This is a genomic window from Cytobacillus sp. IB215316 (genome assembly GCF_033963865.1).
GTDB lineage: Bacteria > Bacillota > Bacilli > Bacillales > SM2101 > Nanhaiella > Nanhaiella sioensis.
On sequence record NZ_JAXBMC010000009.1, the window covers coordinates 140,811 to 164,147 of the forward strand.

Sequence of the window (23,337 nt, forward strand, 5' to 3'; positions counted from 1 at the left end):
GATGAAGCAAAAGCCGTCAAATCTTACACAATTTCATCTTACTCAAGATGTTATTGACGTAAGTTTGGGCTTTACTTCATCCCCTTGGTTTATTACTGTTGGGTATTTGAAGGCTCTGAAATACTTGAAAGTGCTTCTTCTGCTTCATTATCAAACGATTCATTTGTGGCTAAGTCGCCTAATGCAACAATACCACACAATTGATTGTTTTCCACGACTGGTAAGCGGCGAATTTGATTTTGTGCCATTACATCTGCTGCCTCTTCAACGGTCATTTCGGGTGTACCTGAGACAAGATTCGTTGACATCACTTGTGATACCGAAGTTGAATTATTTAACCCTTCTGCTGTTGAGCGTAATGTAATATCTCTGTCAGTAATGATGCCACAAATTTGTCCGTTATCTACTACTGGAATTGATCCTACATTATTTTGTTTCATAATTTCAGCTGCTTCTTGAATGGTTTGATTTGATGAGACAGTTGCAACATTTTCCGTCATAATATTGCGGAGCATGTTCATTGTCATTGTATCCACCCCTTTCAAAAAGTATTTTTACCTAACTTAGCATACATATACATATCAAAATCACATAATGAAAACTCTAATTATTAGTGATATTACATGAGCTAATTAGTTAAAAAAAGTATATCCCTCCATGTATACTACCCTTTTGCTTAAGTGGATTTAAAAGTTCAACAAACAAATAAGCTGTTGTAAACGCATCTATTACTCAGGAATGTCGTATATACATTCTAGTCAGAAATTTGGGCATAATATTCTAAATCCTTTATTTTTCGTGAAGGTGCACTATAACCAATTAGTTCTAAAGGATAGTCTTTCCCGTTTCAGCTCTGCTGTTTTCACTAATGAGTCAAATAATATATAATACCTCATTAACAGAAATTCTCAATTGCTTGTAATACTGTTGGAGCGAACTTTAATTTGGCAACATGAATCACAGTCAGGTCAATTATTTCCTGAGAAATTTGTCGATACGAATAAGTGCTGGAAGTACTTCATTAGAGGCAGCTTTTCTTCATTCTTGTAATGGTGATAATTTAATATTTTCAGCTAACTTACGAAGGTGGGTTTTTAATATTTTTCCTACTCCGTTTCGCGGAAGTTGATCAATGAATATAATTTTCCTAGGTGTTTTATTTTTAGATAAATGGCTTTGACAATATTGTATAAGCTCTTCTTCGGTTATCGCTTGTTTATCCTTTTTAACAACATATGCGACCACTTCCTCACCCATTTGATTATTAGGGATACCCACAACTGAAGATTCAGCAACCGCTTCATGTTTTGCAAGTAATTCTTCTACATCACGAGGATATATATTAAATCCCCCCCGAATAATCAAATCTTTTTTTCGGTCAACAATAAATAAATAACCATCTGTATCCATATATGCCATATCACCCGTATACAACCAAGAACCTTTTAACACCTGCTTTGTTTCTATTTCATTTTGATAATACCCGGGTGTGATATTATCACCTCGAACAATTAATTCCCCAACTTGACCGGTAGCTAACTCACTTTCATCATTATTAACAATCTTGACTTCAACACCTGGTATCGGGATACCAACTGAACCTGGTTTAATAACTGAATCTCTTTGGTGAGCAGCAACAACAGGTGCAGCTTCTGACAACCCGTACCCTTCTAAAATATCTGCACCAAATTTTTGTTTAAACGCATGTAATAACGCAACTGGAAGAGGTGCTGACCCAGAAGCAACCCATTCGAGACTACCTAATTGAAATTTGTTAGAATGAGGAGAAGAAAGTAATGCAAAAATCATAGCTGGCACTGCAGAAAAATTAGTCACTTTATATTTCTCAATTGCTTCAAAAACAGCTTTTGGATCAAAGTGATTAAATACAACAGCTGAGCTCCCAGTTAGAAAACAAGTATTAGAAATAGTTAAGCCATATACATGTGCAAGAGGAAGGATACCGAGGGTTACTCCTCTTTTTGTTTCATTATGAAGAAAAGTATTTTCAGCGTTTGAATATAAGTTTTTATGAGTCAACATCACACCTTTAGGTTTTCCAGTTGTTCCTGACGTATATAAAATAACAGCAGTATCCTCTGTATTTAGCTTTAGATCACTTTCTACATAAAGTTCATTTTCTGTGATATCTGTATCATATAAATGAAAAATGTTTTCATCAGTTGGCTGGTCAACAACCAGTACAACAGGTTTTTGTTCCAAATTGTCTAGCGCTGATTCTACCTTTTCTAAAGATAGTGATGAAGTAATGACTACCTTCGCTTGACAGTCTTTAATAATGTAATGAATTTCTTTATCATGTAAGGTGAACATAATAGGCACAATAATTGCGCCTGCCCTTATAATGCCTTGATACGAAAAAATAACCTCAGGACAATTGGGCATACAGACAACAACACGATCACCTTTAGCTACCCCAAGTTTTTTTAACCCACGTGCAATCTTGTTTGAATAGTTTTTAATGTGTAAGTTAGAATACTTCTTATCTTTAAAATAAATAAAAGGATATTCACCAAAAGTTTCGATATTTTTATCTAGCAAATCACTTAATATCATGAACTCATCTCCTCTTTATAATCTTAAAAACAACAACCCATGTATTCATAGATCTTTATAACACTAGACGAAATAGCACTATTCATAGAGCCTATAAAGATTAATACCTTCACTTGATTTATTCACATGTACTTCATTTCTACTTTCCATCAAATCTAAATGACCTTGAATTTGAGATAGTCCAAGAAACACTAATTTTCCTTTTAATCTAGGAAAAACTTCAATACAAATTTGATAGACCGTTTTGTCACTTGTTCTTAAAACTTTTCTTATTTGGTCACAACGATAATTATGATCATTTAATCTTTGATCAATGATTGAAACGTGATCTGAAAATGGTCTGCCATGACCAGGGTATATCGTTGTTAATGGTAATGCCCTTGTTTTCATTAATGACTCTCGATATTGTATAAGTGGTTTAGGTCGCTCTTGTTCAAATGGTATAGATGGTTCAATAAATGCGTTAACAGAAATGTCTTTTAATAGATGATCTCCGGCAAATGTAAGTCCCGTCTCAGGTTCCCATAAAATCATATCTGTTTGACTATGCCCTGGTACAAAAAGAACTGAAAATTTTCTTCCACCTACAAATATATGATCTTCATTACTTACATATTTAACCTGTTGCCAATTCATATTATGATAACGGTGTTTGGATTGATGGCTTTCAGGGTCTGCACCACATTCCTTTATAAATGAATTTAAAAAGTACCTAGTTCTATTAAATTCATCTATTCCGCCAGATAATATATGTTTTGCTCCTTCGTGAACATATGTGGGTATGTCGATTTCTTCTTGTATATCTTTTACGCCTCCAGCATGGTCTGTATGCATATGAGTGACAACAATTTCATCTAGTTCTTTGAAAGTAAGTCCCTCCTGCTTTAGTAAATATCTTAGCTTTTCAAGTGATTTTTTTCCTGGAAGTCCTGTATCGATAAGTGTCACAGATTCACCGATGACAACATATGCATTAACGTTCCCTACTGTAAATGGCGTCTCTATAGATAATGGAATGACCTTAAAAATATTTATCCCTCCTCCCTTCACAATGCTCTTTTGAAACTTTAATAATTATGTTAATTAGTTAGCGCAGCAAGCCAAGATTTTATAGGGTACCTATCATTTGAAAGAAGGTGCTACGACCATTCGTTGTGTAAATGCTCTCATTTACTTTTGTTCATAAATACACGAAAAAGGGGATGAGATTGTCCCCTATTAAATACATATTATGATGTCTTGAATTTATTAACTAAATATTCTAATATTACTATTTATATAAGGAGGCTTGCTGAATTAATCTTGTATCCACACATCTCCATCTTTATAAACAACCCCTTCTGGATAACGAAGATTAATCACTTCTTCTTGTAGTTGTTGGGAAGGTGCTTTTGTGACTAATGATACGATAATATTTGTTAACAATGCAGCTACCGCACCAAATATACCAGCTCCTGTATCAATAATTCCTGCAATAGAAAAATCGCCATATTTTGCTGCAAATATATATCCTAATGTAACAACTAAGCCAACAACCATGCCCCATGTCACACCTTTTGCATTTGCTCGTTTCCACCAAACACCTAATACTAATGCTGGAAAAAAAGTACCTGAAGCAATTGCAAAAGCCCATGCAACGATCTGAGTAATTGCCCCTGGCGGATCAAGCGCAGTAATACCTGCTACTACTGTTGCAATAATAATCGTCCAACGTGCTACTTTTAACCTTGTTTTGTCTGTAGCATTTGGATTAAGAACCCGATAATATATGTCATGAGCAAACGATGATGAAATTGCAATCATTAGTCCTCCTGCTGTTGATAATGCAGCAGCCATCGCTCCTGCAGCAACAAGGCCTATAACAAACACACCTAGGTTTGCTATCTCAGGTGTAGCCATAACCACAATATCTTTATTAATTAATAACTCCGGCCATTGTAAAATACCATCTGCATTTGTATCTGCTATTGATAATTTCCCAGTATTAACCCAGCTAGTTGTCCAAGCTGGGAGAGAATCAATTGGGTTACCAACCACATTTTTCATAAGAATAAACCGTGAAAATGCAGCATATGCTGGGGCTGTCAAATATAATAAACCGATAAACAACAATGCCCAAGCACCTGACCAACGGGCTGCTTTCATCGTTGATACTGTATAAAAACGCACGATAACATGTGGCAAGCCTGCTGTTCCAGCCATTAAAGTAAACATCAATGCTAAAAATTGCCATTTTGATCCATTTGTAAATGGTGCAAAATACTCAGAAATCCCAAGCTCTCTATCTATTTCCCCTAACTGTGATACGACATTTCCATAAGAAAGCCATGGAAGTGGATTATTTGTAATTTGTAGTGACATAAAAATCACAGGTACTAAGTATGCAGTAATTAAAATAATATATTGTGCAACCTGCGTCCATGTAACCCCTTTCATTCCTCCGAAACCTGCATAAAAAGCAATTAAGATTACCCCTATCATCGTACCAAATTTTGCATCAACTTCAAAAAGTCTTCCTATGACTACACCAGATCCCGAAAGCTGTCCAATTGAATAAGTAAAGCTAATAATGATTGTGCATACAGCCGCAATGATTCGTGCTGTATGACTATTAAATCGATCGCCAATAAATTCTGGAACTGTATATCTACCGTATTTACGAAGCTGTGGCGCAAGTAAAAATGTCAGAAGTAAGTATCCACCTGTCCACCCCATGATATAGGCAAGGCCGTCGTATCCTAGTAGCATAACCGTTCCTGCTAAACCGATAAAAGAAGCAGCGCTCATCCAATCAGCACCAATTGCCATACCATTAAAAACAGATGGAACACCACGACCAGCAACATAAAAGTCCGAAGTGACTTTCGCTTTATTGTATAATGCTATACCAATATATATTGCAAACGAAGCAAGGATAAGAGATAACGAGACTATAAACTGTGTATCCATTTAAAAATCTCCTTCCACTATTAATTGCCATTAAAATTTTTGCGACTTCATACTCTCATCTAGTTGCTGTGTTGTTGTACTAAATCCATATTTCTCATCTAACTTGTCACTTACTCTAGCATTGATGAATAGCAGTAAAATAAAAATCATAATTGCTCCCTGAGCCCCCATAAAATAGTGAAATGGGAACCCATTTATATTGAATTGTAAAATCTCTGCAAAAAAAACAACACCAAAAGAGACCATTAACCAAATAACTAAATAGATAACAACATTACGGGTATGTTTCCGAAAATACGAATCTGCAATTTGTTTATCCAGCTTTTTCACTTTGTACACCATCCCTATATTGCATTTTTTATTCGTAATATTAACAAGCAACTGTTGGTCAAATTCATAATTAAGCTACTCATTTTTATCAGCTATCACCATCCCTCTTATTTAAGGCTAAAAATAAACTTAACAGTTTCAAAAAACGGTGCAGGAACAAGCGCTATTTCAAGTAAAAAGTACATAAATATAGCAACGAAAGGCAAGAAATAAAACAATTTCTTTTTCTTTCGGACAGCTATGGACAGACAGATTACTGTAATGATGCAGAACATAACAAAACTATAATTCATGCAACCACCCTTTTTCCTTTTCTGTAAACTTTGTTACTATTCCAGCTTATGTAGCATAGCTAAATGGTCAATTAAATGATTATCATTGTTTACCGACTTTATTTGGAAGCTTTTTTAAGCCCAAATCCGAAAAAGACCCTTTATACAACGAGATTAATAGAGTAAAAATATAGAATATTCCTAATAATTAAATTATCTTTTCTGTACTTGACAACGTCAATATGTACAAGCTGAAAACCTTTCGTATTATTTCGACATTATTTTATTTCTGTCCTTTTGTGAGGGATAAATTTCTACATGCTATAATAGAGGGAAAGCTGTTTTCGCATAGATTGTTGTTTTTCGTACTTATAAAGAAACATGAATACAATTAGATTTTCGTGGCATCTTTTCTGCTATATTACAAAGGCTTTTTAGTAAAACGACATCTTTATCTTCTAGTTAGGAACGATCGTAACAAGTTTACGAAAAGAGCCTAGAGACAAAAGCATATATGTATGAAACAATTATTAATTGGATAATCTCATGTAATAGATAATAGGCTACATATTTGATAACTCTTAGGTAATGACGATAATAATATAGTAAGGATTGTTTATGAAATCATTAATCACTAAGTGAACGCGTTCATCCACTCATTAATGTTCATGCCACATTCACTTCTAAAAAGGCACTTTTCCTAGACTTTGTTGCTACAAATTAGTACCATATAAGTGGTTTTATACAGGTAGTCATCGTTGTACTGAAGAAAAGCTACCAAGAACGATATATCTATACGTTTTAAGATCCACCCGAGCAATAAAACAGCTACAAAGGTTAGAAAAGAGATGTTCTTACAATACATAATCGTTAGGAGACTTTATGAATAACCAAAATAACCTAAATAATTATCTGTTTATTTCGTGGGCAGTATCATTAATTGCTACATTAGGTAGTTTATTTTTCTCTGAGGTTATGATGTTCATACCGTGTGAATTATGCTGGTATCAACGTATACTGATGTATCCACTTGTTATCATCCTTGGAATTGCATTGGTAAAAAAAGATTATTCTATCTCACTATATTCATTTGTCCTATCTACTATAGGGGGATTGATTTCTATTTACCATTTATCCATTCAAAAGATCTCTTTCATGGGTGAACATTCATTATCATGTGGCATGATACCATGTAATGTCGAATATATTAATTGGATGGGCTTTATTACCATTCCTTTCCTTGCACTAATTGCATTTGTAGTAATATCCGTTTTTAGCTTAATAACAATGAAAGCATATAAGGAGCTGGACTAAATGAAGAAAGTGATCATTTTTACGTTAATCGTATTAGGTTTATTCGCTGCATTAGTATTCGTTACCAAATATCAGCAACAACAAGAGGCTGCTGGAAACCCATTTAACAAAACATCACTCCACCCTGAAACAGTAAATCAATTAGATGATCCAAATTACCAAAATGTTATTTTACCTAACGAACTTGATGACAAACTGGCTAACAATGAACCAGCCACGATCTATTTCTATCAGTCCACATGTCCGGCATGTAAAGAAACATCACCCATCATCGTTCCCATGGCAGAAGAGATGGGAATTGACTTAAAATTGTATAATTTACTAGAGTTTAATGAAGGATGGGATGAATATAACATTGAGAGCACGCCTACAATTGTTCAATATCAAGATGGTAAAGAAGTCAGTCGTTTAAATGGAGCAGTTGGGGCAGAGAAATTTGAAAGTTGGTTTAAGGAGTGGGCAAAATAACCTAATTGCTTTCTAGGTTTATCCCTACATTGATTTCCTAATTTAGATTATTTTGATAACCACATATTACTACTATTGTAGTTTAAAATGTGGCAGTTAGAAGAGTGGATTATTTGATTGCTATGGTTTAATGTCAAACAAAGGCTCTGTTAGTGTTATCAAATTTGAACTGAAACATGAGGTTTTATACTTTGGTCATCGTTATAGAAAAGAACAGATGCGTCGAACTCTAGTTGTGTAGATGTTTAAATCTTAGTACAAAAAATTATCAATGCGAATACAGCCAAAGATGCTAAGAACTCTATTTGTAAATAAGTAATTTAAAAAGCACCTTTTATAACGTTTAAACCGCCTATCTTACATAAGGCGGTTTTTAATCTTCAAACTAAAAATTGATTATTAGGTTTACAATAATAACTAATTATATTTGTTTTCGGTAAGGAAAAGCTGTCAATTTGAAAAGGAAATGATAAACTATACTTTTCTAAGAAGCTTATATTTTTTTTAAAAGCTGTTCGATGATACTCAGAAACATTTTCGTATTGTATTGTTTCTATAATATGTATTATTACTTGAAGGCTTGTAATAATTTGAATAGCTTCTTTCACCGTTCCATTATAATGCTTATACATCTCTACCTTAGATAATATGTTGTTTTCTTCCATCTCTGTTATTTCCTCATCTGTGAAATAACTTGGAAAAATGTCTGAATAAAAATAAGCGATTAACTCCTCTATCTGTTTTTCTTGTTCAGGAGTAGATGCATACACAACTTTCACAAGATGACCCCCATCTTTACAATTCTTTTATAAGAATACCATAGACTTAATGTACATGGTGCTGGTAACTGTTTCCCCATCTATAGTAAATTATAACAATGAGGAAAATTAAACAAATACCATTTTTTACTCTATCTTAATAACAAAATAGATATGGTACATACGCAACAAAGAAAGGAGACATATACATTGAGAGCGAATCGTAAAGGAGAATGGTTTGAGATCATTGCACCTATAGAATGGCATCAATTCACTATCAATCATTTATTTAAAAATCATTGGCATATTCCAAAGAAATTGACTCATGATTTCCGCATGCACCGAAGAATAAAAATAAACAATCAAGCCATATCATGGGATACAAAAATACAAGCTGGAGATCGGATTCAATTACATGTTTTTTATGAAGTTAAAGATTCAGTTATTCCGGATTATGCCGATATACAAATTTTATATGAAGATGATCATCTCATTATTGTTAATAAACCGAGTGGCATGGACACACACCCCAATGAATTAGGACAAACAGGTACGCTAGCTAATGCTGTTTCTTATCACTTTCTATCAAACGGTATTTCTGCTACTGCAAAACACGTCCATCGTCTAGACAGAAATACAACAGGTGCAGTTCTTTTTGCAAAACACCCTCTTGTTGGTGTGATGTTAGATAAAATGCTAACAGAGCGCAAAATTAAAAGAACATACCTGGCTGTTGTTCATGGTATTCTCACGAAAAAACAAGGATGTATTGATGCACCGATCGGGCGTGATCGACACCATCCAACGAGGAGAAGGGTGTCTAAAAACGGTCAAGATGCAATCACTCATTACAAGGTCATTTCAAATAATCGAAATGAAAACACAGCCCTATTATATTTGCAATTAGATACTGGCCGTACGCACCAAATACGTGTTCATCTCAGTCATTTGGATCACCCTTTAATTGGCGACGTTTTATATGGTGGGAAAAAATCAAAAGCTGCTAGACAAGCATTACATGCTGCAAAAATTTCCTTTCACCACCCTTTCACACGTGAATTGATTGAATGCTATGCACCGTTCTTGGACGAGCCACCAATTTTTCCTGATGATGTAACTAATTATTTGACTTAAGCTCTATGCTTCTTTAAAACGATGACAACCATATAAAACTACGTCTTGCTATTCTACTTTGGTAAAATTACAGCAAAGTTTTAGAGAAGCACCTTAGCTTGTGATTATCAGTTAACGTACATGTTTATTTCTTACAACTTTCAATGCAAAAACAGCCACGTTAAGATAGTCCATACTTATCTAGCTTTCGATATAAGGTCGATAAGCTAATATTTAGCATTTTTGCAAGCTGCTCCTTTTGCTCCTTTTGATTTAATGGGAGATGCTGTGCTAATATATTTCGTTCAAAGTTAGCAATCATTGAATCTAAACTACTACTATTTTGACGAGTATGTAGATAATAAGGAAGATCTTCAAAGGTTAGAGTATGTGGTGATTCTACCATATTCATCATATACTCTACTGTATTCTCTAATTGACGAATATTCCCTTTCCACTCATTTTGTAAAAACCACTGCTCTAGAAGAGGATCCAATTTTGGGACGTTTTTTTGTAATATATGACTATATTTTTTTAGAAAATAAGACAAGAATAATCGTATATCTCCAACCCTTTCTGATAATGAAGGTAAACGAAGTGGTATGACATTAATCCTGTAATATAAATCTTCACGAAAAGTCTCTTTCGTAACCATTTCCCACAAGCTTTTGTTTGTTGCTGCGATGACTCGGACATTTAATGAATATTGACGAGTACCTCCCACTCTTTCAACCTGCTTCTCTTGTAGCACTCGTAGTAATTTGGGCTGTACCGATAGTGGTAAATCACCTATCTCGTCAAGAAAGATCGTCCCATTATTTGCTGCCTCAAATTTACCAATTTTCCCTTCACGATTTGCTCCAGTAAAAGCGCCTTTATCATAACCAAACAATTCACTCTCAACTAATGTTTCTGGAATAGCCGAACAATTAACAGTAATAAATGGTTGGTTAGCTCGGCTACTCTCATAATGAACAGCCTTCGCCATACATTCTTTACCTGTCCCATTTTCCCCAGTTAGTAGAATAGTGGATGGGCTGTTGACTACTTTTTTTGCCTTCTTAACGACAGAGTGAAATTGTTCACTTTCCCCTATCATATCGTTGAAAGAATAAGCTCTCTTCTCTTGCTGAAATCCTTCATGAACTTCACAATTTCTTGTTGTTACTTCAAGTAGTAATAGCTTATTTTCAAGTAATGTGCTAATAGTTCCCATAAATTTATATAGTTTTTCTTTGTTGGTTACAATTAAATCTCGTTGTTCTGCCGTAAAACCGATAAATCCTATAACTCCAATTGGTTGATCATTCATCATGACAGGGTAACCCATAGTTGCTAATTCGGTACACCGTTCATGAAAAATACAGCTTATACAGTGTTCATGATCTTTGCGATTATCGAAAATAGTTCCCTTCGATCCTGTACGTAATATTTGCTCAAAAAAAGAACCTTCTGGTATCGATTTTCCAATAAGACTTTGATGAAACCCTGTGCCACTTACTCTTATTCCTAACTCATCTATAATAGAAACTTCCAACCCTAGTAAGTCGGCCATATTGTCGGCACACGATTGGGCGAATTCTTCTATCTTAGATATATATGACATTATTTTCACCTCATAAGTGCTTGCTCGATATCTAATAGTATATCGCGTTTTTCTTCTAATCCAGTTGACAATCTAATGAGACCATCAGTAATTCCAAACGAAGCTCTTTCATGTTTAGGGATAGCAAAATGGGTCATTGATGCCGGGTGTTGTACAAGCGTTTCTGGATCACCAAGGCTGAACGAAATCATACAAAGCTCCAATCTATCTATAAATTTCTTCGCTTCTTCAAAGCCTCCTTTCACTTCAAAAGAAACGATACCACCATATCCATTCATTTGTTCTTTGACAAGTTGATATTGTGGATGTGTTGTTGATCCTGGAAAATAAACATTACTAATATACGGATGTTGGTCCAAATAGTTTGCAATTTCTTGAGCACTATCACAATGTTGCTTCATGCGTATAGGTAATGTTTTTAACCCACGTAAAATTAAGTAGGAATCCCATGCGTTTAAGTGCTGTCCTAAATCACCCATCACATTTTTACGAATAGATTCAATTTGCTGCCGATTGCTAATTATGAAACCTGCTAATACATCACCATGTCCGTTTAAGTATTTTGTGGCACTATGAATAACAATGTCTGCACCAAGCTCTAATGGCTTTTGTAATAATGGGGTCATCAAAGTATTATCAACTACGACGGTTAGCCCATGTTCATGTGCTAATGTTGATAACTTGTTAATATCTAATACTGTTAGACAAGGGTTAGATGGTGTTTCAATAAATAGCACTTTGGTTTCAGGTCTTATTGCTTGTTTTACCATAGTTAAGTCAGTACAGTCTACATAATCATATGTAATTCCAAAGCGCGGGCCTAGCGTAGATAAAAATTTATACGTCCCACCGTATATGTGTTTTGTAACGAGTATATGTTCTCCATGTTTAACATTTGCTAGGATGGCGCTAGAAATAGCTGCCATTCCACTTGATAAACCTAATGCAGCCTCTCCATTTTCTAATAAAGCGATGTGCGCTTCTAAATTATTTGTCGTAGGATTACCATATCTTCCATAATAAATCCCAGCCCTTGCTCCTGAAACAACCGATGCAGCTTCTTCAGTATTTTCAAATGCATATGCCACAGCTGGTGTTACTGAGTTCGCTATAACCCCATTTCTTCTCTTTTCTTTATTACCATGAATACATTTAGTATTTATACTCCAATCATATATCATTTCTGTCATTTCGAGTTCCTCCCTTGATAATGAAACAACATCTTTTTTGCAATAATTGTGCCAACGAGGGATACTCCTATGTTATCTAGAAAAGATATATGTAGTAACCACTTTTAATTAGTATCAAATGTTCTTATAGCATTAATAATTCGCATAAATGAGAATGAATTTTTATGATTGATAATGATCTTTTATCCATCTCATTATAAACCATTGACTAACAAATCATAAATCAGTAGAATGAAACACAATATTATCTACAGTAATATGTTCATTGTTGTGATTTATATTACTACATTGCATCAGGAAGGAGCTCACCAATGAATAAAAGTCAGTTAAAAAAACGTATTGCAGCCTCAAATCAAACAAATGAGGCGGATTTAGTTATAAAAAATGGCAAAATAGTTGATCTATTTAATTTAGATATAATAAATGCAGATGTTGCCATCACAGACGGTGTTTTTGTCGGCATTGGCAAGTATTCAGGAAAAGAGGAAATTGACGCAAAAGGGAAGTACATTGTTCCGTCCTTTATTGATAGCCATGTACATATAGAATCTTCCATGGTCACTCCAGTTCAATTCTCTCAAGTCGTTTTACCCCATGGGATTACAACTGTTATCACAGATCCACATGAAATAGCTAATGTTACTGGAGCTGATGGCATATCATTTATGTTAAACAATTCAGAAAATGTTCCAATGGATATATATTTCATGCTACCATCATGTGTTCCAGCGACGCCATTTGAAAATTCAGGTGCAACGTTATCTGCTAAAGATTTAGAACCCTTCTTCAAGCACCCAAGAGTTTTAGGCTTAGCAGAAGTAATGGATTATCCAGCAGTTATGAATGGCGAAGAAACGATGATGGATAAATTAACGACAGCGATGAAATACTCTGATCGAATGGATGGTCATTTAGCTGGATTAGATGAGCAAGCTATCAATATATACATGACTGCTGGAATACGAACTGATCACGAATGTGTATCTGTTGAAGAAGCTAGAGATCGTATTAAACGTGGAATGTACGTGTTAATTCGTGAAGGTTCTGGTGCAAAAGACCTCATTTCAGTCATTCCAGCTGTTAATACAAACAATGCTCGTAGATTTGCATTTTGTACAGATGATAAACATTTAGATGAATTAATTGAAGAAGGAAGTATCAACCATAATATACGTTTAGCAATTCAGCATGGTTTAGAACCGTTACTTGCATACCAATTAGCATCATTAAATGCGGCAGAGTGCTTCGGGCTAAAAAATAAAGGCGCCATTGCTCCTGGATATGAAGCCGACTTCTTACTAATTGATAACTTAGAAGAGGTAGCTATTCATCAAGTTTTCAAAGCTGGGAAGCTTGTTGCTCAGGATGGTAAAATGGCAATAGAAGATACGAAAAATCTAGAACAACATTTACCTGAAAGTATTATTCATACAGTTAACATTCCTAAAATCAGTAATAAAGATTTAATGATCCCTATGTCTAATAGTTCTAGTGCTAATATAATTGGTATAATTCCAAATAGTATACATACTAAGCATCTTGTTGAAGAGGTCTCAGTAGAGAATAATGAATTTATACCATGCACGAAAAAGGATCACTTAAAAATTGCAGTAGTCGAACGACATAAAAAGACTGGAAATGTTGGCTTAGGCATCGTAAAAGGACTTGAATTATCATCAGGTGCCATAGCTGCTACCGTTGCACACGATTCACATAACATTGTGGTAGCAGGTACAAATGACGAAGATATGATAACAGCCATCAATCAAATATCACATATGGGTGGCGGACTTGTTGTGGTCAAAGATAAAAAAATACTAAGTGCTGTACCATTGAATATTGGTGGGCTAATGTCCGAAAAATCATTCAACAGTGTATACGGGGAGCTAAAACAGCTAGACGATGCATTACAGCAAATTAACGCACCAACTCATTTTAACCCATTTTTAACATTGTCCTTTTTATGTTTACCAGTTATCCCTAAGCTGAAGGTGACAGACCTTGGTTTATTTGATGTAAAAACGTTCAAACATATACAAATAGCTACGAATGAGAAATAAGTAAAAGCATCTTTGGATATACAATTGACTAATAAAGTATAGAAACAAACTACACGAATGTCCCTAAAAGACATATGAGAAGAAAGATTACGAAATAAAAATCCTCTTACACAAATGTGTAAGAGGATTTTTGTATATACCGCAAATCTTCTTCTACCTTCTAGCCTTCTAGTAGTTGTTTGTAGTTCAATATATCTTTGTCCAGCTTCATTGCTGATTTTCACTGTTTTTTATAGCTTAATTATCATAATAGAAGTTTGCAGTAATTGAACCATCTTCATTTTCCACAATGTCTGTTACATGAATACCACTATCTGCTGGTGTAGAATTAAACCCTTTCCAGAAATAGTATGAACCAGTGTGAACATTTTTAGAATTAGGTGTTATTTTATCACCAGTTTTGAAGAAATCATCTGCTTCACCACTGTTATTATCTTTTTCAAGATCATATTTTCCGTCAGCTTGAAGTACTGATAAACCATAATGCGTTATTGCTGCTCCTTCTATGATCTCTTCTTGGTTTTGTTGGAAACGCTTATTCTTCCAGTTTTCAACGTTATTTGGCTTGTTTGCTGGGTCTGCTTGCTTAATCACATTTTCATCAACATGCCATATAACTAGACCACTAGCGTCCTCACCCATCCTATTAAACCCTTCGTTAAATCCTTGCTGCTGTACATTTTCAATTAAGAAATATTCTGTTCCATTAGACCCTGGAACTGCCATTTTGACTACGTCTGGTGACTCGTTAATTGGCTTTAAGGTAATTTCTTGTACGCCATCTTCTGGTGTTACCTCGATTGGATCAACCCACCCTAGGAATACTTTAGAAAATGGATCAAAATGTGCTGGAGAGTTACCAGAGTATTCAGGTGCATTTGGGTATCTATTCCAAGAACCACCTGCCATAAGCGAGAACTGCCCTACACCTCTTGAAGAGTAATCTGTATCATAAAAATCTGGTAAACCTAAAGCATGTCCAAACTCATGTGCAAATACACCTGGTTGTGCAGGGTATGGACCAGTAACAAACTCCTCACTGTAACTTCCAGTTGATTCATCGTACCCAGCAACATTTCCACCAATCTCTGGTTCTACTGTGTAATTATTTACTACGACACCATCGTAAACTAAACTTGGAGTAATGTCATTCATGAATTGATCGATCTCTTCATCAGTAACATTTCCATCTTGATCTACGTCAGCCGCAGGAAAGCCAGTTTCATAATACTTACCCCAATAAGCTGCTGAAAGAACATTCCATTTATGAGACCAAATTTGAGCAGGATCAGTACTAAATTCTGCTCCAGTTCCTTCATGAACGATAAAGATATTCGGCACTTCACCATCTACAGCATATTTAGAGAAATCAATTTTCTCATCGGCAGTTTGCAATAAATCAATTAATAACTCACCAATTCTAGCATCTCCATTTACATTCCCATGTACGAATGCATCACTTTGTTCCAAATAATAAGAAGCTTCTTTAGGGAGGGTAATCCATCCGATATCTGTAAGGTCATCGTACGTTGTTAACGTTACTTTTCCATAGCTTGCTTCTTTATATAAATTTGCCATCGTTCGGTTTGTAGGAGCTTTAATGCCTTCAAACTCTTCGTATTGTTTAAACCTATCGATTTCATACGGATTATATTGCTCTCCGAACACTAAATCATTCAAGTAGCTAGCTGGTACTCTGTCTTCTGGCGCACCCAAAGCTGTATCTGGAAATTCAGCCAATAGGACTAACATAGGAATGTCATCATCTGTAAATTGATAGTCGACACCATCTTGTCCAGGTTGTTCAAATTTATTTCCACGGTTTAACTCTTTTTTAAACTCCTTATTGGCGGGATCAACTTTCTCAAACTTAACTCCATTTTTTTTCGCACGATCAGCGAGTTCAGGTGCAACAGAAACATATTCTGCTAGATTAATTTTAAGAGATTCGTTGTTCACGTCTGCCTTTGGTGACTCAAGCAGCTGAGTTCCAGCTAAAGTTCCACCCACTAGCGTAGCTGATAAAACGAGTGAAGATATTTTTTTAAACATATTTTTCCTCCTTGATTATTAATATACAAATGAGAGAAACACAGCAAAACAATAACAAGAAAATTCCTATACTTAAACTTATTAAGTAATAAAGAAAGCAAATTTTGTTAATGTCTCATCTCAAGCAACCCCAAAATATAAGTTACCCTATATAAATAGTTGGTATTACAAAATAAAAATAACTATAATTTTTTGATTAGACCTTATTACCTCCCTTTATTTTCTGTATATTATAAATTTAATAATATTACAAAAACTTAAAAATTTCTATAATTCAAATAAAAACACGACAATATAGCTATAATTTTGGCATAATTACGAAAAAAACAAGTTATTCTATCAAAAAATGTAGTTATTATTGATAAATATCAAACTTTCTTACTATATCAATATATATAATATTATGTTTAGATTTAACCATTCTTACGAACAGGCTCTTTTCGTAAACTTTGTTATTAATAAGTAGTCCTAAGTGATTATCATAAGCTGTATCCATGTTTATTTATTAGTAAGAAAAACCCCAATAAATGCGAAAACAGCTAAGAAAAATACAAACTAGTCGTTTATGTAAAAAAGCCTATCTTAATAAAGATAGACCTAAAAAACAGCTTCAACTTGCTAGTATTATTTTTAGTAATTATTTCTTACAGCTACTCTATTTTTTATATTTTTTTGACCCTAACAAAAGCAATAATGTGATTAAAGTAAAAGCAACTAAAGCTAAAAAAGGAATCGTAATAAAGCCAAACCAATTAATATACTCATTACTACAAGGAACACCGTTAACACATGGCTTTATTCCACCAAAACCAGGTATTTTCTGTTCTAAATAATGTAGAAGAGAAATACAAAATCCTAAAACTGACATCGGAAGAACAAATTTTCTTACACTTATATCATTTTGATAAGTACCGATACCTAATATTAGTGTTAGTGGGTACATTAATATTCGTTGATACCAACACAGCTCACAAGGAATAAACCCTCTAATCTCACTAAAATATAGACTTCCAAAGGTTGCTATTAAAGACACTAGCCATGCACCATATAGGAAGAATTGACCGCTACCTTCTCTACTGGAATCCTTCATCATTTAATTGTCCTCTAGTTGTTGTTCTATTAATTTCTTTATTGCACCATAATCCATAGGATTGTCCATCATAACCCCGTTTATAATAACCGATGGAGTCATTTCAACTTCATATTCTTTCACTAAATTATCGTCAATACTTACTTCATCCATTGTTGACTTTTCAATTAAATCATCCTCTAATTGTTGTAAGTCGATATTTGTTGTGGCTTCGGCAACTTCAAGAATTTTCTCTATCGTAACCCATTGTCCTACATGCTCTTCAGGTTGTTCACTAAACAATTTCTTATGAAAATCCCAGTATGCTTGTGGGTCATTCTTATATACTTCTTCAGCAGCAAGTGAAGCTAGAATTGATTCTTCCCCATGGAATAACACATTTACATAAGATAATTTTACTAAACCCGTATCAATATAATCCTTCTTTAATTCTGGGTATATATACTCTCCCCAGCTCTTACAAGCCGGACACAAGAAATCTCCAAACTCAACAATAGAAACTGGCGCATCAGCATGTCCAATAGTAGGTTGATTCTCAATAGGTGGGTGTGAAGCCATATCGCTACCAGGTTTTTGACTCTCTTTATTTACTATAATAAGTAAAGATATCAAGGCAATAATAATTAAAGGAAGTGCTATTAGAAATTTTGGTGATTGATTTTTACTGCGTTTCATATGTCACCTCTCAAATTTATTAATAGACTCTGGAATAATAGAAATCTATCATTAAAGAAACACCACTATTTATCTTAACATGAGCGAACAGAAAAAGTGTTTTTAAAAGAGACACTTTTATTACATTTTTTCTTTTAATTCTATATAATTACTACCTTTTTTCATAAAACTCTTATCCTAAACTTTGTTGCTGAATTCTTCACAAAATTAAACCTTAATAATGACTATTAAATCATTGTTAAGGTTTAATAGCTAAGAACAGGAGACGTGTAAATAATATCAATCAATGAGAAAACAGCTATTCTTAAAGAATTCCATGTTATATAACATCTGCTAAACTACAATTTTATAACTATTCACTACTATATTTCAAACAACAGTGCTGTTTCGAATCACAATTCCTTCTTCTTTTATTTTGAAAATAGAATGATAATAACCGCTAAAATTGCAGGAGTTCCTTGCTTAATAAAAATTCCTTTATTTGCTGTCAGGGCTCCAAATATCGAAGCAATTATCACACAAATTAAGAAGAAAAGCTGAATCATAATTTTACTTGAATCTGGAACAAAAAATAGTCCCCAGATCAAGCCAGCTGCTAGAAACCCATTATACAAACCCTGATTAGCAAATAAAATTTTCACCTTTGGAATTTCGAGTACATCTTTTGTCACTCCAAAAGCTTTTTGGGCTGTTCTACTTGTCGAAAAAAACATCTCAAGAAGCATGATATATATGTGCTCAAAAGCTACAATCAAAACAAAAATAATTGCCAATAATTCCATACATACACTCCTTTTACATATTATCCAATATTTCCTTTTCATTATAGTGCCACACTAACAATAAAAAAAGACAATTCTATGAATTAATACAGTTAAGCACCATGATCTATATATAGCCATGGATTGTTGATGGACCAAACGAGAAGAGTCTATTTCCCCTCGTCATGATTAAAAGATCAACTGAACCTTATAAAAACTTTATCTAATGATAAAAAAGTAATGAACGCGATATATACTTATGTCTTAAGAAGAAGATTAACAATCAATATGAAAACATCCTGTGAAAAAGATTGATGATAAAAGAAATCATGGAGTCCATAAGTGATGTTCAAGTAAAGTCTTCAGAGAAACGATGTTTATCTTGATTGAGAAATAGAAGACTTTGTTTCAAATTTCTCACCGGATGAGTCCTTTGAAATAAAGAAAATAGCCAGTAAAACAAACAACATCCCAAACAAATGTGACACTAAAAGCTCTTCTTTTAAAATTAGAAAGGAAAGGATTACAGAACTGAATGGAATTACACTTGTTAAAACTCCAGCTGAGCTTGCAGGAACTTTTGATAAACCTTGATACATTAAGAGAAAAGCAAGTACAGTTACAACGATTCCAAAATATAAAATATTCATCCAATCCATTATACCAACACTTGAAAAGTCAAATTCTTTAGCTTCATAGATTGCAAATGGTAAAAACATAATAAGACCAAAAATACTCATCAACGTTGATATTGTAAGGGGTGTGAACCTATTAGATACAGATTTCCCCATTGTAATAAACAATGTTTCACCCAATACTGCTCCAAATATTAAAAGGTTTCCTAATAAAGAATTGATGGTACCTAATTCCCCATCTATAAGATTAATCAACAATACTCCTAATACTCCAAACATAATCCCCAACCCTTTTGTTCTTGACAGTCTTTCTTTTAAGAATAAAAAGGATATTAAGCCTATCACTGCTGGGAGAGTGCTTGTTATGATCCCTGCTTCAATTGCAGTCGTATATTTTAAACCGTATAGCATAAAAATATTAAACAAAAATACTCCTGTAAATGCTTGAAGAAATAGAATAAATAAGTCTTTTAATCTAATAGATGGAAATTGTTTTTCTTGTAGCAATAAAAATGGAACCAGAATGATTGTTGCAACAATAAATCGTAATTCCGATGCTAAAAAAACTGGAAAACTTGAAATAATAAGTTTCCCAAAAACCACTGAGCTTCCCACAATTGCCATAGCTAAGAAAATCTTTGCATATGCCAATATCGATGGATTCATTGCACATTCTCCTTGTTTTTAAACTATTATTACAACGACAAACGTTGTCACTTTTATTACTTTTACATCAATTAACATTTTTATGAATTTTATATGGGACTAATAACACATAAGTATATTACCTTCCATATTTACTAATGGAATTATGAAATTCCTCTAATATACCCCTCAAAAATTCATTTAGAATTTCAAATTTACATTGATAATCTAATTAAAATAGAAAATGACTTCCATCTCAGTCTGTCTACGGAAAGTGCAGTTTCTCCCAATAAAAGCAATTTTCTTATATATAACTTTGTACTCTGATCAACTCTACTCAACTAAACTCACTTCTTACCATATGAATTAAACTTATATTATCATAAATTTTAGAAAATTTACTTTTTTTACTTCGTTAGAATACGCCTATGAATAGGTCGAAAAAAAATGGGTTGTAGTTTATTCAAAGGGAAAAAAAAATTCAACACCATTTACATCGAGGTCACTATTATACACTTACAAATGAGGTTAGATATGATTTCTGGCGCGTACAATAATGCATGCAATTAAAGGTAACAAAAAAGACGCTTTTCATTACAGAAATGCGTCAGCGATTTTTTGACAATATAACAAAATTGTACCGGTGTTATAGCTTAATTACTATTGCAGAAAGAAAAAACTCCCTGCAATATTTAATAGTTAATTTCTCTTTTGAAAATTTCCTACTACAACTCCGGTTAAAATTAAAATTCCTCCAATAAAGAAACTAATATTTAGTTCTTCACTTAATAAAACCCACCCTAATAAAGAACCTACTATTGGTTGAAATAAGAAAAATAATGAACCGACCCCAGCATCCATGATTTCCATACCTTTGTTCCAAAGAAAAAAAGCTCCTGCTGTTGAAACTAACCCAAGGTACGTAATACCCAATATGATTAAACTGCTTTGAACATATACGTCATATACTTGAAGTTCCCATAACATGACGGGTGTTGTAAATATAAATGCACATAGTATGGAATAAGTTGTAATAAACAATGTTGAATAGCGCTGAGATGCAATTTTCACATAAACTGAAAGTACTGCCCATGTAATTGCAGCTCCAACTAAAATTATGACACCAAGTAGATAGGTATCGAAAGAGATATCTATTCCAATAACCACAACAACTCCACAGGTTGCCAGAAGCAGTGCCATAACTTTTACAATTGTTAACCTCTCTTTTAATACAAACTTTGCAAAGATGATAGTAAAGGCAGGTGTAACTGAAGTAATTAGTGCTCCTGTATGTGCATCAGCTAATTTTGTACCAATAAATTGAAAAGCAATAGATACAAAATATCCTATAAAACCAATCCAGCCTAGTAATAACCAATCCCTTTTCTTAATTTTTACTTCATTTCTCTTTTTCACTCGATATGTTTTTAAAATTGCAACTAAAAAAGCAAAGGCAATCATATATCGCAACCACATTAAGGTGAATGGTGGAACAAATTCTAAAACATATTTGCTTACAACATACATCCCACCCCAAATACTTGCGGCTAAAGATAAACATGCCGCTCCAAGTAAGTTTTGTTTCATATTTATAAATACCTCCATCTTTATATAGGAAATTTGAAAAAAATATTTCCCCTAAGATGAGGCATGACAATTTACTTAACTATTCATCCCTCAACTTAGGAAAGAATAGCAGGCTGGTCATTTTCAAAAATATCAAAATACAATCTCATTATATATCCCCCTATAAGTTATTAATGAATCAATTTGTCTCACTTAATTCAGTACGCCCGATCTATTCCACTCCGCTTTCAAGAATTGAGAATTTGCCTTGTTTACAATCAATTTCTGCTAACAAACCGTATGGCAAAATAAACTTCGGCTCCGTATGACCAAAACTTAAATTATAGAGAATCGGCAAGTCTTCTAGATGGTATTCTTTCATTACCTTTAATATTTCATGTTTATATTCTTCATAATATTTCTCATCTTTAGGTTTACCGAAAATGATACCCCTTGTTTTTTGTAAAATCCCTTGTGCTGCATAATTTCTCAACCAATACTTAATATAATTTGGTTCTGGATGCTCTTCAGATGTTTCAAAGAAAAGAATACTATCCTCCCAATATTTCATCTCTGGCCACAGTGATGTGCCTTTTACAAACTCCAGCACTTCCATACATCCTCCAATTAAATGTCCCTGTCTAATGTCTGAACCTTGAAGTATCTCATAGCCATTATTCTGTTTCATACTACGCCGTTGATATTTGTTTGAAATTGTCCATTCTAAACGCTCACTCGTCCATTCATTGGCGGGTTGAATTTCACCAATAATCTCATTTGAAAATAGCGTTCTGTTTACCATTTCAATTGTATATGGGTTCATTTCAACGTTTTCAGCAAAATCAGTTAAAATTGCTGGACCGTAAAATGACGTAATACCCGCTTTATAACAAAAAAAGTGAGAAACAGTCACATCTGAATATCCTATAAAAACCTTTGGATTTTCTCGTATAACATCAAAATCAATATATGGAAGTAAGCGAATACTATCTTCTCCACCAATATTTGCAAAAATCCCTCTTATACTTTTATCTTTAAAAGCCATCATTAGGTCCATAGCACGAGCTTCTGGATTATGATAAGTATACTCTGATCCTTTTAAGCTATATGGCATCGGTACAACCACAAGACCAAAAACCTCTTCTAACCTCTTTAAGCCCTGTTCATAACGCCATCTAAGGTCAGGGTCGCCTGCTCCTCCCCAAGAAGGACTTACTGTAGCAACACGATCTCCCGCTTGTAATTTTTTGGGCTTAATTAACACAGTAACTACCTC

Annotated in this window: 19 protein-coding genes; 4 read left to right on the top strand and 15 right to left on the bottom strand. The window is 33.9% G+C overall.

What is annotated here, in order from left to right; genetic code table 11:
* Nucleotides 1-92: 92 nt before the first annotated feature.
* The 5 genes from SLH48_RS14945 to SLH48_RS14965 form a co-directional block, all read right to left on the bottom strand.
* Nucleotides 93-521, bottom strand: coding sequence for a CBS domain-containing protein (locus SLH48_RS14945; RefSeq protein WP_214483616.1), 429 nt, complete (start codon nucleotides 519-521; stop codon nucleotides 93-95).
* Between the two features lie 517 nt (nucleotides 522-1,038).
* Entirely contained in the window at nucleotides 1,039-2,577 is a 1,539-nt protein-coding gene (locus SLH48_RS14950) for a long-chain fatty acid--CoA ligase (RefSeq protein ID WP_320258824.1), read from the bottom strand.
* A gap of 78 nt (nucleotides 2,578-2,655) precedes the next feature.
* Nucleotides 2,656-3,627 carry an MBL fold metallo-hydrolase gene (locus SLH48_RS14955; RefSeq protein ID WP_320258825.1) on the bottom strand — a complete coding sequence of 324 codons (972 nt, stop codon included), beginning with the start codon at nucleotides 3,625-3,627 and terminating at the stop codon, nucleotides 2,656-2,658.
* Nucleotides 3,628-3,873: 246 nt separating this feature from the next.
* Nucleotides 3,874-5,526, bottom strand: coding sequence for a sodium:solute symporter family protein (locus SLH48_RS14960; protein ID WP_320258826.1), 1,653 nt, complete (start codon nucleotides 5,524-5,526; stop codon nucleotides 3,874-3,876).
* A gap of 30 nt (nucleotides 5,527-5,556) precedes the next feature.
* A complete protein-coding gene (locus tag SLH48_RS14965) occupies nucleotides 5,557-5,856 on the bottom strand; it encodes a sodium/substrate symporter small subunit (RefSeq protein WP_320258827.1) in 300 nt (99 codons plus the stop codon).
* 1,154 nt (nucleotides 5,857-7,010) lie between these two features.
* Between SLH48_RS14965 and SLH48_RS14970 the strand changes: the two genes are divergently transcribed.
* The gene (locus tag SLH48_RS14970; RefSeq protein WP_320258828.1) at nucleotides 7,011-7,442 is read left to right on the top strand and encodes a disulfide oxidoreductase; all 432 of its coding nucleotides are present in this window, start codon (nucleotides 7,011-7,013) and stop codon (nucleotides 7,440-7,442) included.
* Nucleotides 7,443-7,910: a thioredoxin family protein gene (locus tag SLH48_RS14975; protein WP_214483602.1), complete on the top strand. Its 468-nt coding sequence runs from the start codon at nucleotides 7,443-7,445 to the stop codon at nucleotides 7,908-7,910.
* A 380-nt stretch (nucleotides 7,911-8,290) separates the two neighbouring features.
* Here the strand turns inward: SLH48_RS14975 and SLH48_RS14980 are convergent, their stop codons facing one another.
* Nucleotides 8,291-8,689 carry a DUF5365 family protein gene (locus SLH48_RS14980; RefSeq protein ID WP_320258829.1) on the bottom strand — a complete coding sequence of 133 codons (399 nt, stop codon included), beginning with the start codon at nucleotides 8,687-8,689 and terminating at the stop codon, nucleotides 8,291-8,293.
* Between the two features lie 189 nt (nucleotides 8,690-8,878).
* Here SLH48_RS14980 and SLH48_RS14985 point away from each other — a divergent pair, with 189 nt between their 5' ends.
* The gene (locus SLH48_RS14985; RefSeq protein WP_250886733.1) at nucleotides 8,879-9,802 is read left to right on the top strand and encodes an RluA family pseudouridine synthase; all 924 of its coding nucleotides are present in this window, start codon (nucleotides 8,879-8,881) and stop codon (nucleotides 9,800-9,802) included.
* Between the two features lie 160 nt (nucleotides 9,803-9,962).
* Here SLH48_RS14985 and SLH48_RS14990 read toward each other — a convergent pair whose 3' ends face one another.
* Together SLH48_RS14990 and SLH48_RS14995 are read right to left on the bottom strand one after the other, a co-directional pair.
* Nucleotides 9,963-11,387, bottom strand: a complete 1,425-nt coding sequence (locus tag SLH48_RS14990; protein ID WP_320258830.1) for a sigma-54 interaction domain-containing protein — start codon at nucleotides 11,385-11,387, stop codon at nucleotides 9,963-9,965.
* Between the two features lie 5 nt (nucleotides 11,388-11,392).
* Nucleotides 11,393-12,577, bottom strand: a complete 1,185-nt coding sequence (locus SLH48_RS14995) for a PLP-dependent aspartate aminotransferase family protein (protein WP_320258831.1) — start codon at nucleotides 12,575-12,577, stop codon at nucleotides 11,393-11,395.
* A 311-nt stretch (nucleotides 12,578-12,888) separates the two neighbouring features.
* Here SLH48_RS14995 and ade point away from each other — a divergent pair, with 311 nt between their 5' ends.
* Nucleotides 12,889-14,637 (top strand): adenine deaminase, encoded by a 1,749-nt coding sequence (ade, locus tag SLH48_RS15000; RefSeq protein WP_320258832.1) that lies wholly within the window; start codon nucleotides 12,889-12,891, stop codon nucleotides 14,635-14,637.
* Nucleotides 14,638-14,874: 237 nt separating this feature from the next.
* Here the strand turns inward: ade and SLH48_RS15005 are convergent, their stop codons facing one another.
* From SLH48_RS15005 to SLH48_RS15035, 7 genes are all read right to left on the bottom strand, one after another.
* Complete coding sequence (locus SLH48_RS15005) at nucleotides 14,875-16,689, bottom strand: M6 family metalloprotease domain-containing protein (RefSeq protein ID WP_320258833.1); 1,815 nt, start codon at nucleotides 16,687-16,689, stop codon at nucleotides 14,875-14,877.
* A gap of 655 nt (nucleotides 16,690-17,344) precedes the next feature.
* Nucleotides 17,345-17,782: a disulfide oxidoreductase gene (locus SLH48_RS15010; RefSeq protein ID WP_413785432.1), complete on the bottom strand. Its 438-nt coding sequence runs from the start codon at nucleotides 17,780-17,782 to the stop codon at nucleotides 17,345-17,347.
* Nucleotides 17,783-18,454 (bottom strand): DsbA family protein, encoded by a 672-nt coding sequence (locus tag SLH48_RS15015; protein WP_320258834.1) that lies wholly within the window; start codon nucleotides 18,452-18,454, stop codon nucleotides 17,783-17,785.
* Between the two features lie 410 nt (nucleotides 18,455-18,864).
* Nucleotides 18,865-19,236 carry a DUF1304 domain-containing protein gene (locus SLH48_RS15020; RefSeq protein ID WP_214484337.1) on the bottom strand — a complete coding sequence of 124 codons (372 nt, stop codon included), beginning with the start codon at nucleotides 19,234-19,236 and terminating at the stop codon, nucleotides 18,865-18,867.
* A gap of 356 nt (nucleotides 19,237-19,592) precedes the next feature.
* The gene (locus tag SLH48_RS15025; protein ID WP_320258835.1) at nucleotides 19,593-20,516 is read right to left on the bottom strand and encodes a DMT family transporter; all 924 of its coding nucleotides are present in this window, start codon (nucleotides 20,514-20,516) and stop codon (nucleotides 19,593-19,595) included.
* 678 nt (nucleotides 20,517-21,194) lie between these two features.
* On the bottom strand, nucleotides 21,195-22,082 hold the full coding sequence (locus SLH48_RS15030; RefSeq protein WP_320258836.1) for a DMT family transporter: 888 nt from the start codon (nucleotides 22,080-22,082) through the stop codon (nucleotides 21,195-21,197).
* Between the two features lie 211 nt (nucleotides 22,083-22,293).
* Nucleotides 22,294-23,325 carry an LD-carboxypeptidase gene (locus SLH48_RS15035; RefSeq protein ID WP_320258837.1) on the bottom strand — a complete coding sequence of 344 codons (1,032 nt, stop codon included), beginning with the start codon at nucleotides 23,323-23,325 and terminating at the stop codon, nucleotides 22,294-22,296.
* Nucleotides 23,326-23,337 lie beyond the last annotated feature (12 nt).

Excerpts from the sequence above, each read along its gene's own strand:
- SLH48_RS14945 (WP_214483616.1), bottom strand. The coding sequence starts at position 521 with ATGAACATGCTCCGCAATATTATGACGGAAAATGTTGCAACTGTCTCA.
- SLH48_RS14950 (WP_320258824.1), bottom strand. The coding sequence starts at position 2,577 with ATGATATTAAGTGATTTGCTAGATAAAAATATCGAAACTTTTGGTGAA.
- SLH48_RS14960 (WP_320258826.1), bottom strand. The coding sequence starts at position 5,526 with ATGGATACACAGTTTATAGTCTCGTTATCTCTTATCCTTGCTTCGTTT.
- SLH48_RS14970 (WP_320258828.1), top strand. The coding sequence starts at position 7,011 with ATGAATAACCAAAATAACCTAAATAATTATCTGTTTATTTCGTGGGCA.
- SLH48_RS14975 (WP_214483602.1), top strand. The coding sequence starts at position 7,443 with ATGAAGAAAGTGATCATTTTTACGTTAATCGTATTAGGTTTATTCGCT.
- SLH48_RS14990 (WP_320258830.1), bottom strand. The coding sequence starts at position 11,387 with ATGTCATATATATCTAAGATAGAAGAATTCGCCCAATCGTGTGCCGAC.
- SLH48_RS14995 (WP_320258831.1), bottom strand. The coding sequence starts at position 12,577 with ATGACAGAAATGATATATGATTGGAGTATAAATACTAAATGTATTCAT.
- ade (WP_320258832.1), top strand. The coding sequence starts at position 12,889 with ATGAATAAAAGTCAGTTAAAAAAACGTATTGCAGCCTCAAATCAAACA.
- SLH48_RS15005 (WP_320258833.1), bottom strand. The coding sequence starts at position 16,689 with ATGTTTAAAAAAATATCTTCACTCGTTTTATCAGCTACGCTAGTGGGT.
- SLH48_RS15010 (WP_413785432.1), bottom strand. The coding sequence starts at position 17,782 with ATGATGAAGGATTCCAGTAGAGAAGGTAGCGGTCAATTCTTCCTATAT.
- SLH48_RS15015 (WP_320258834.1), bottom strand. The coding sequence starts at position 18,454 with ATGAAACGCAGTAAAAATCAATCACCAAAATTTCTAATAGCACTTCCT.
- SLH48_RS15020 (WP_214484337.1), bottom strand. The coding sequence starts at position 19,236 with ATGGAATTATTGGCAATTATTTTTGTTTTGATTGTAGCTTTTGAGCAC.
- SLH48_RS15025 (WP_320258835.1), bottom strand. The coding sequence starts at position 20,516 with ATGAATCCATCGATATTGGCATATGCAAAGATTTTCTTAGCTATGGCA.
- SLH48_RS15030 (WP_320258836.1), bottom strand. The coding sequence starts at position 22,082 with ATGAAACAAAACTTACTTGGAGCGGCATGTTTATCTTTAGCCGCAAGT.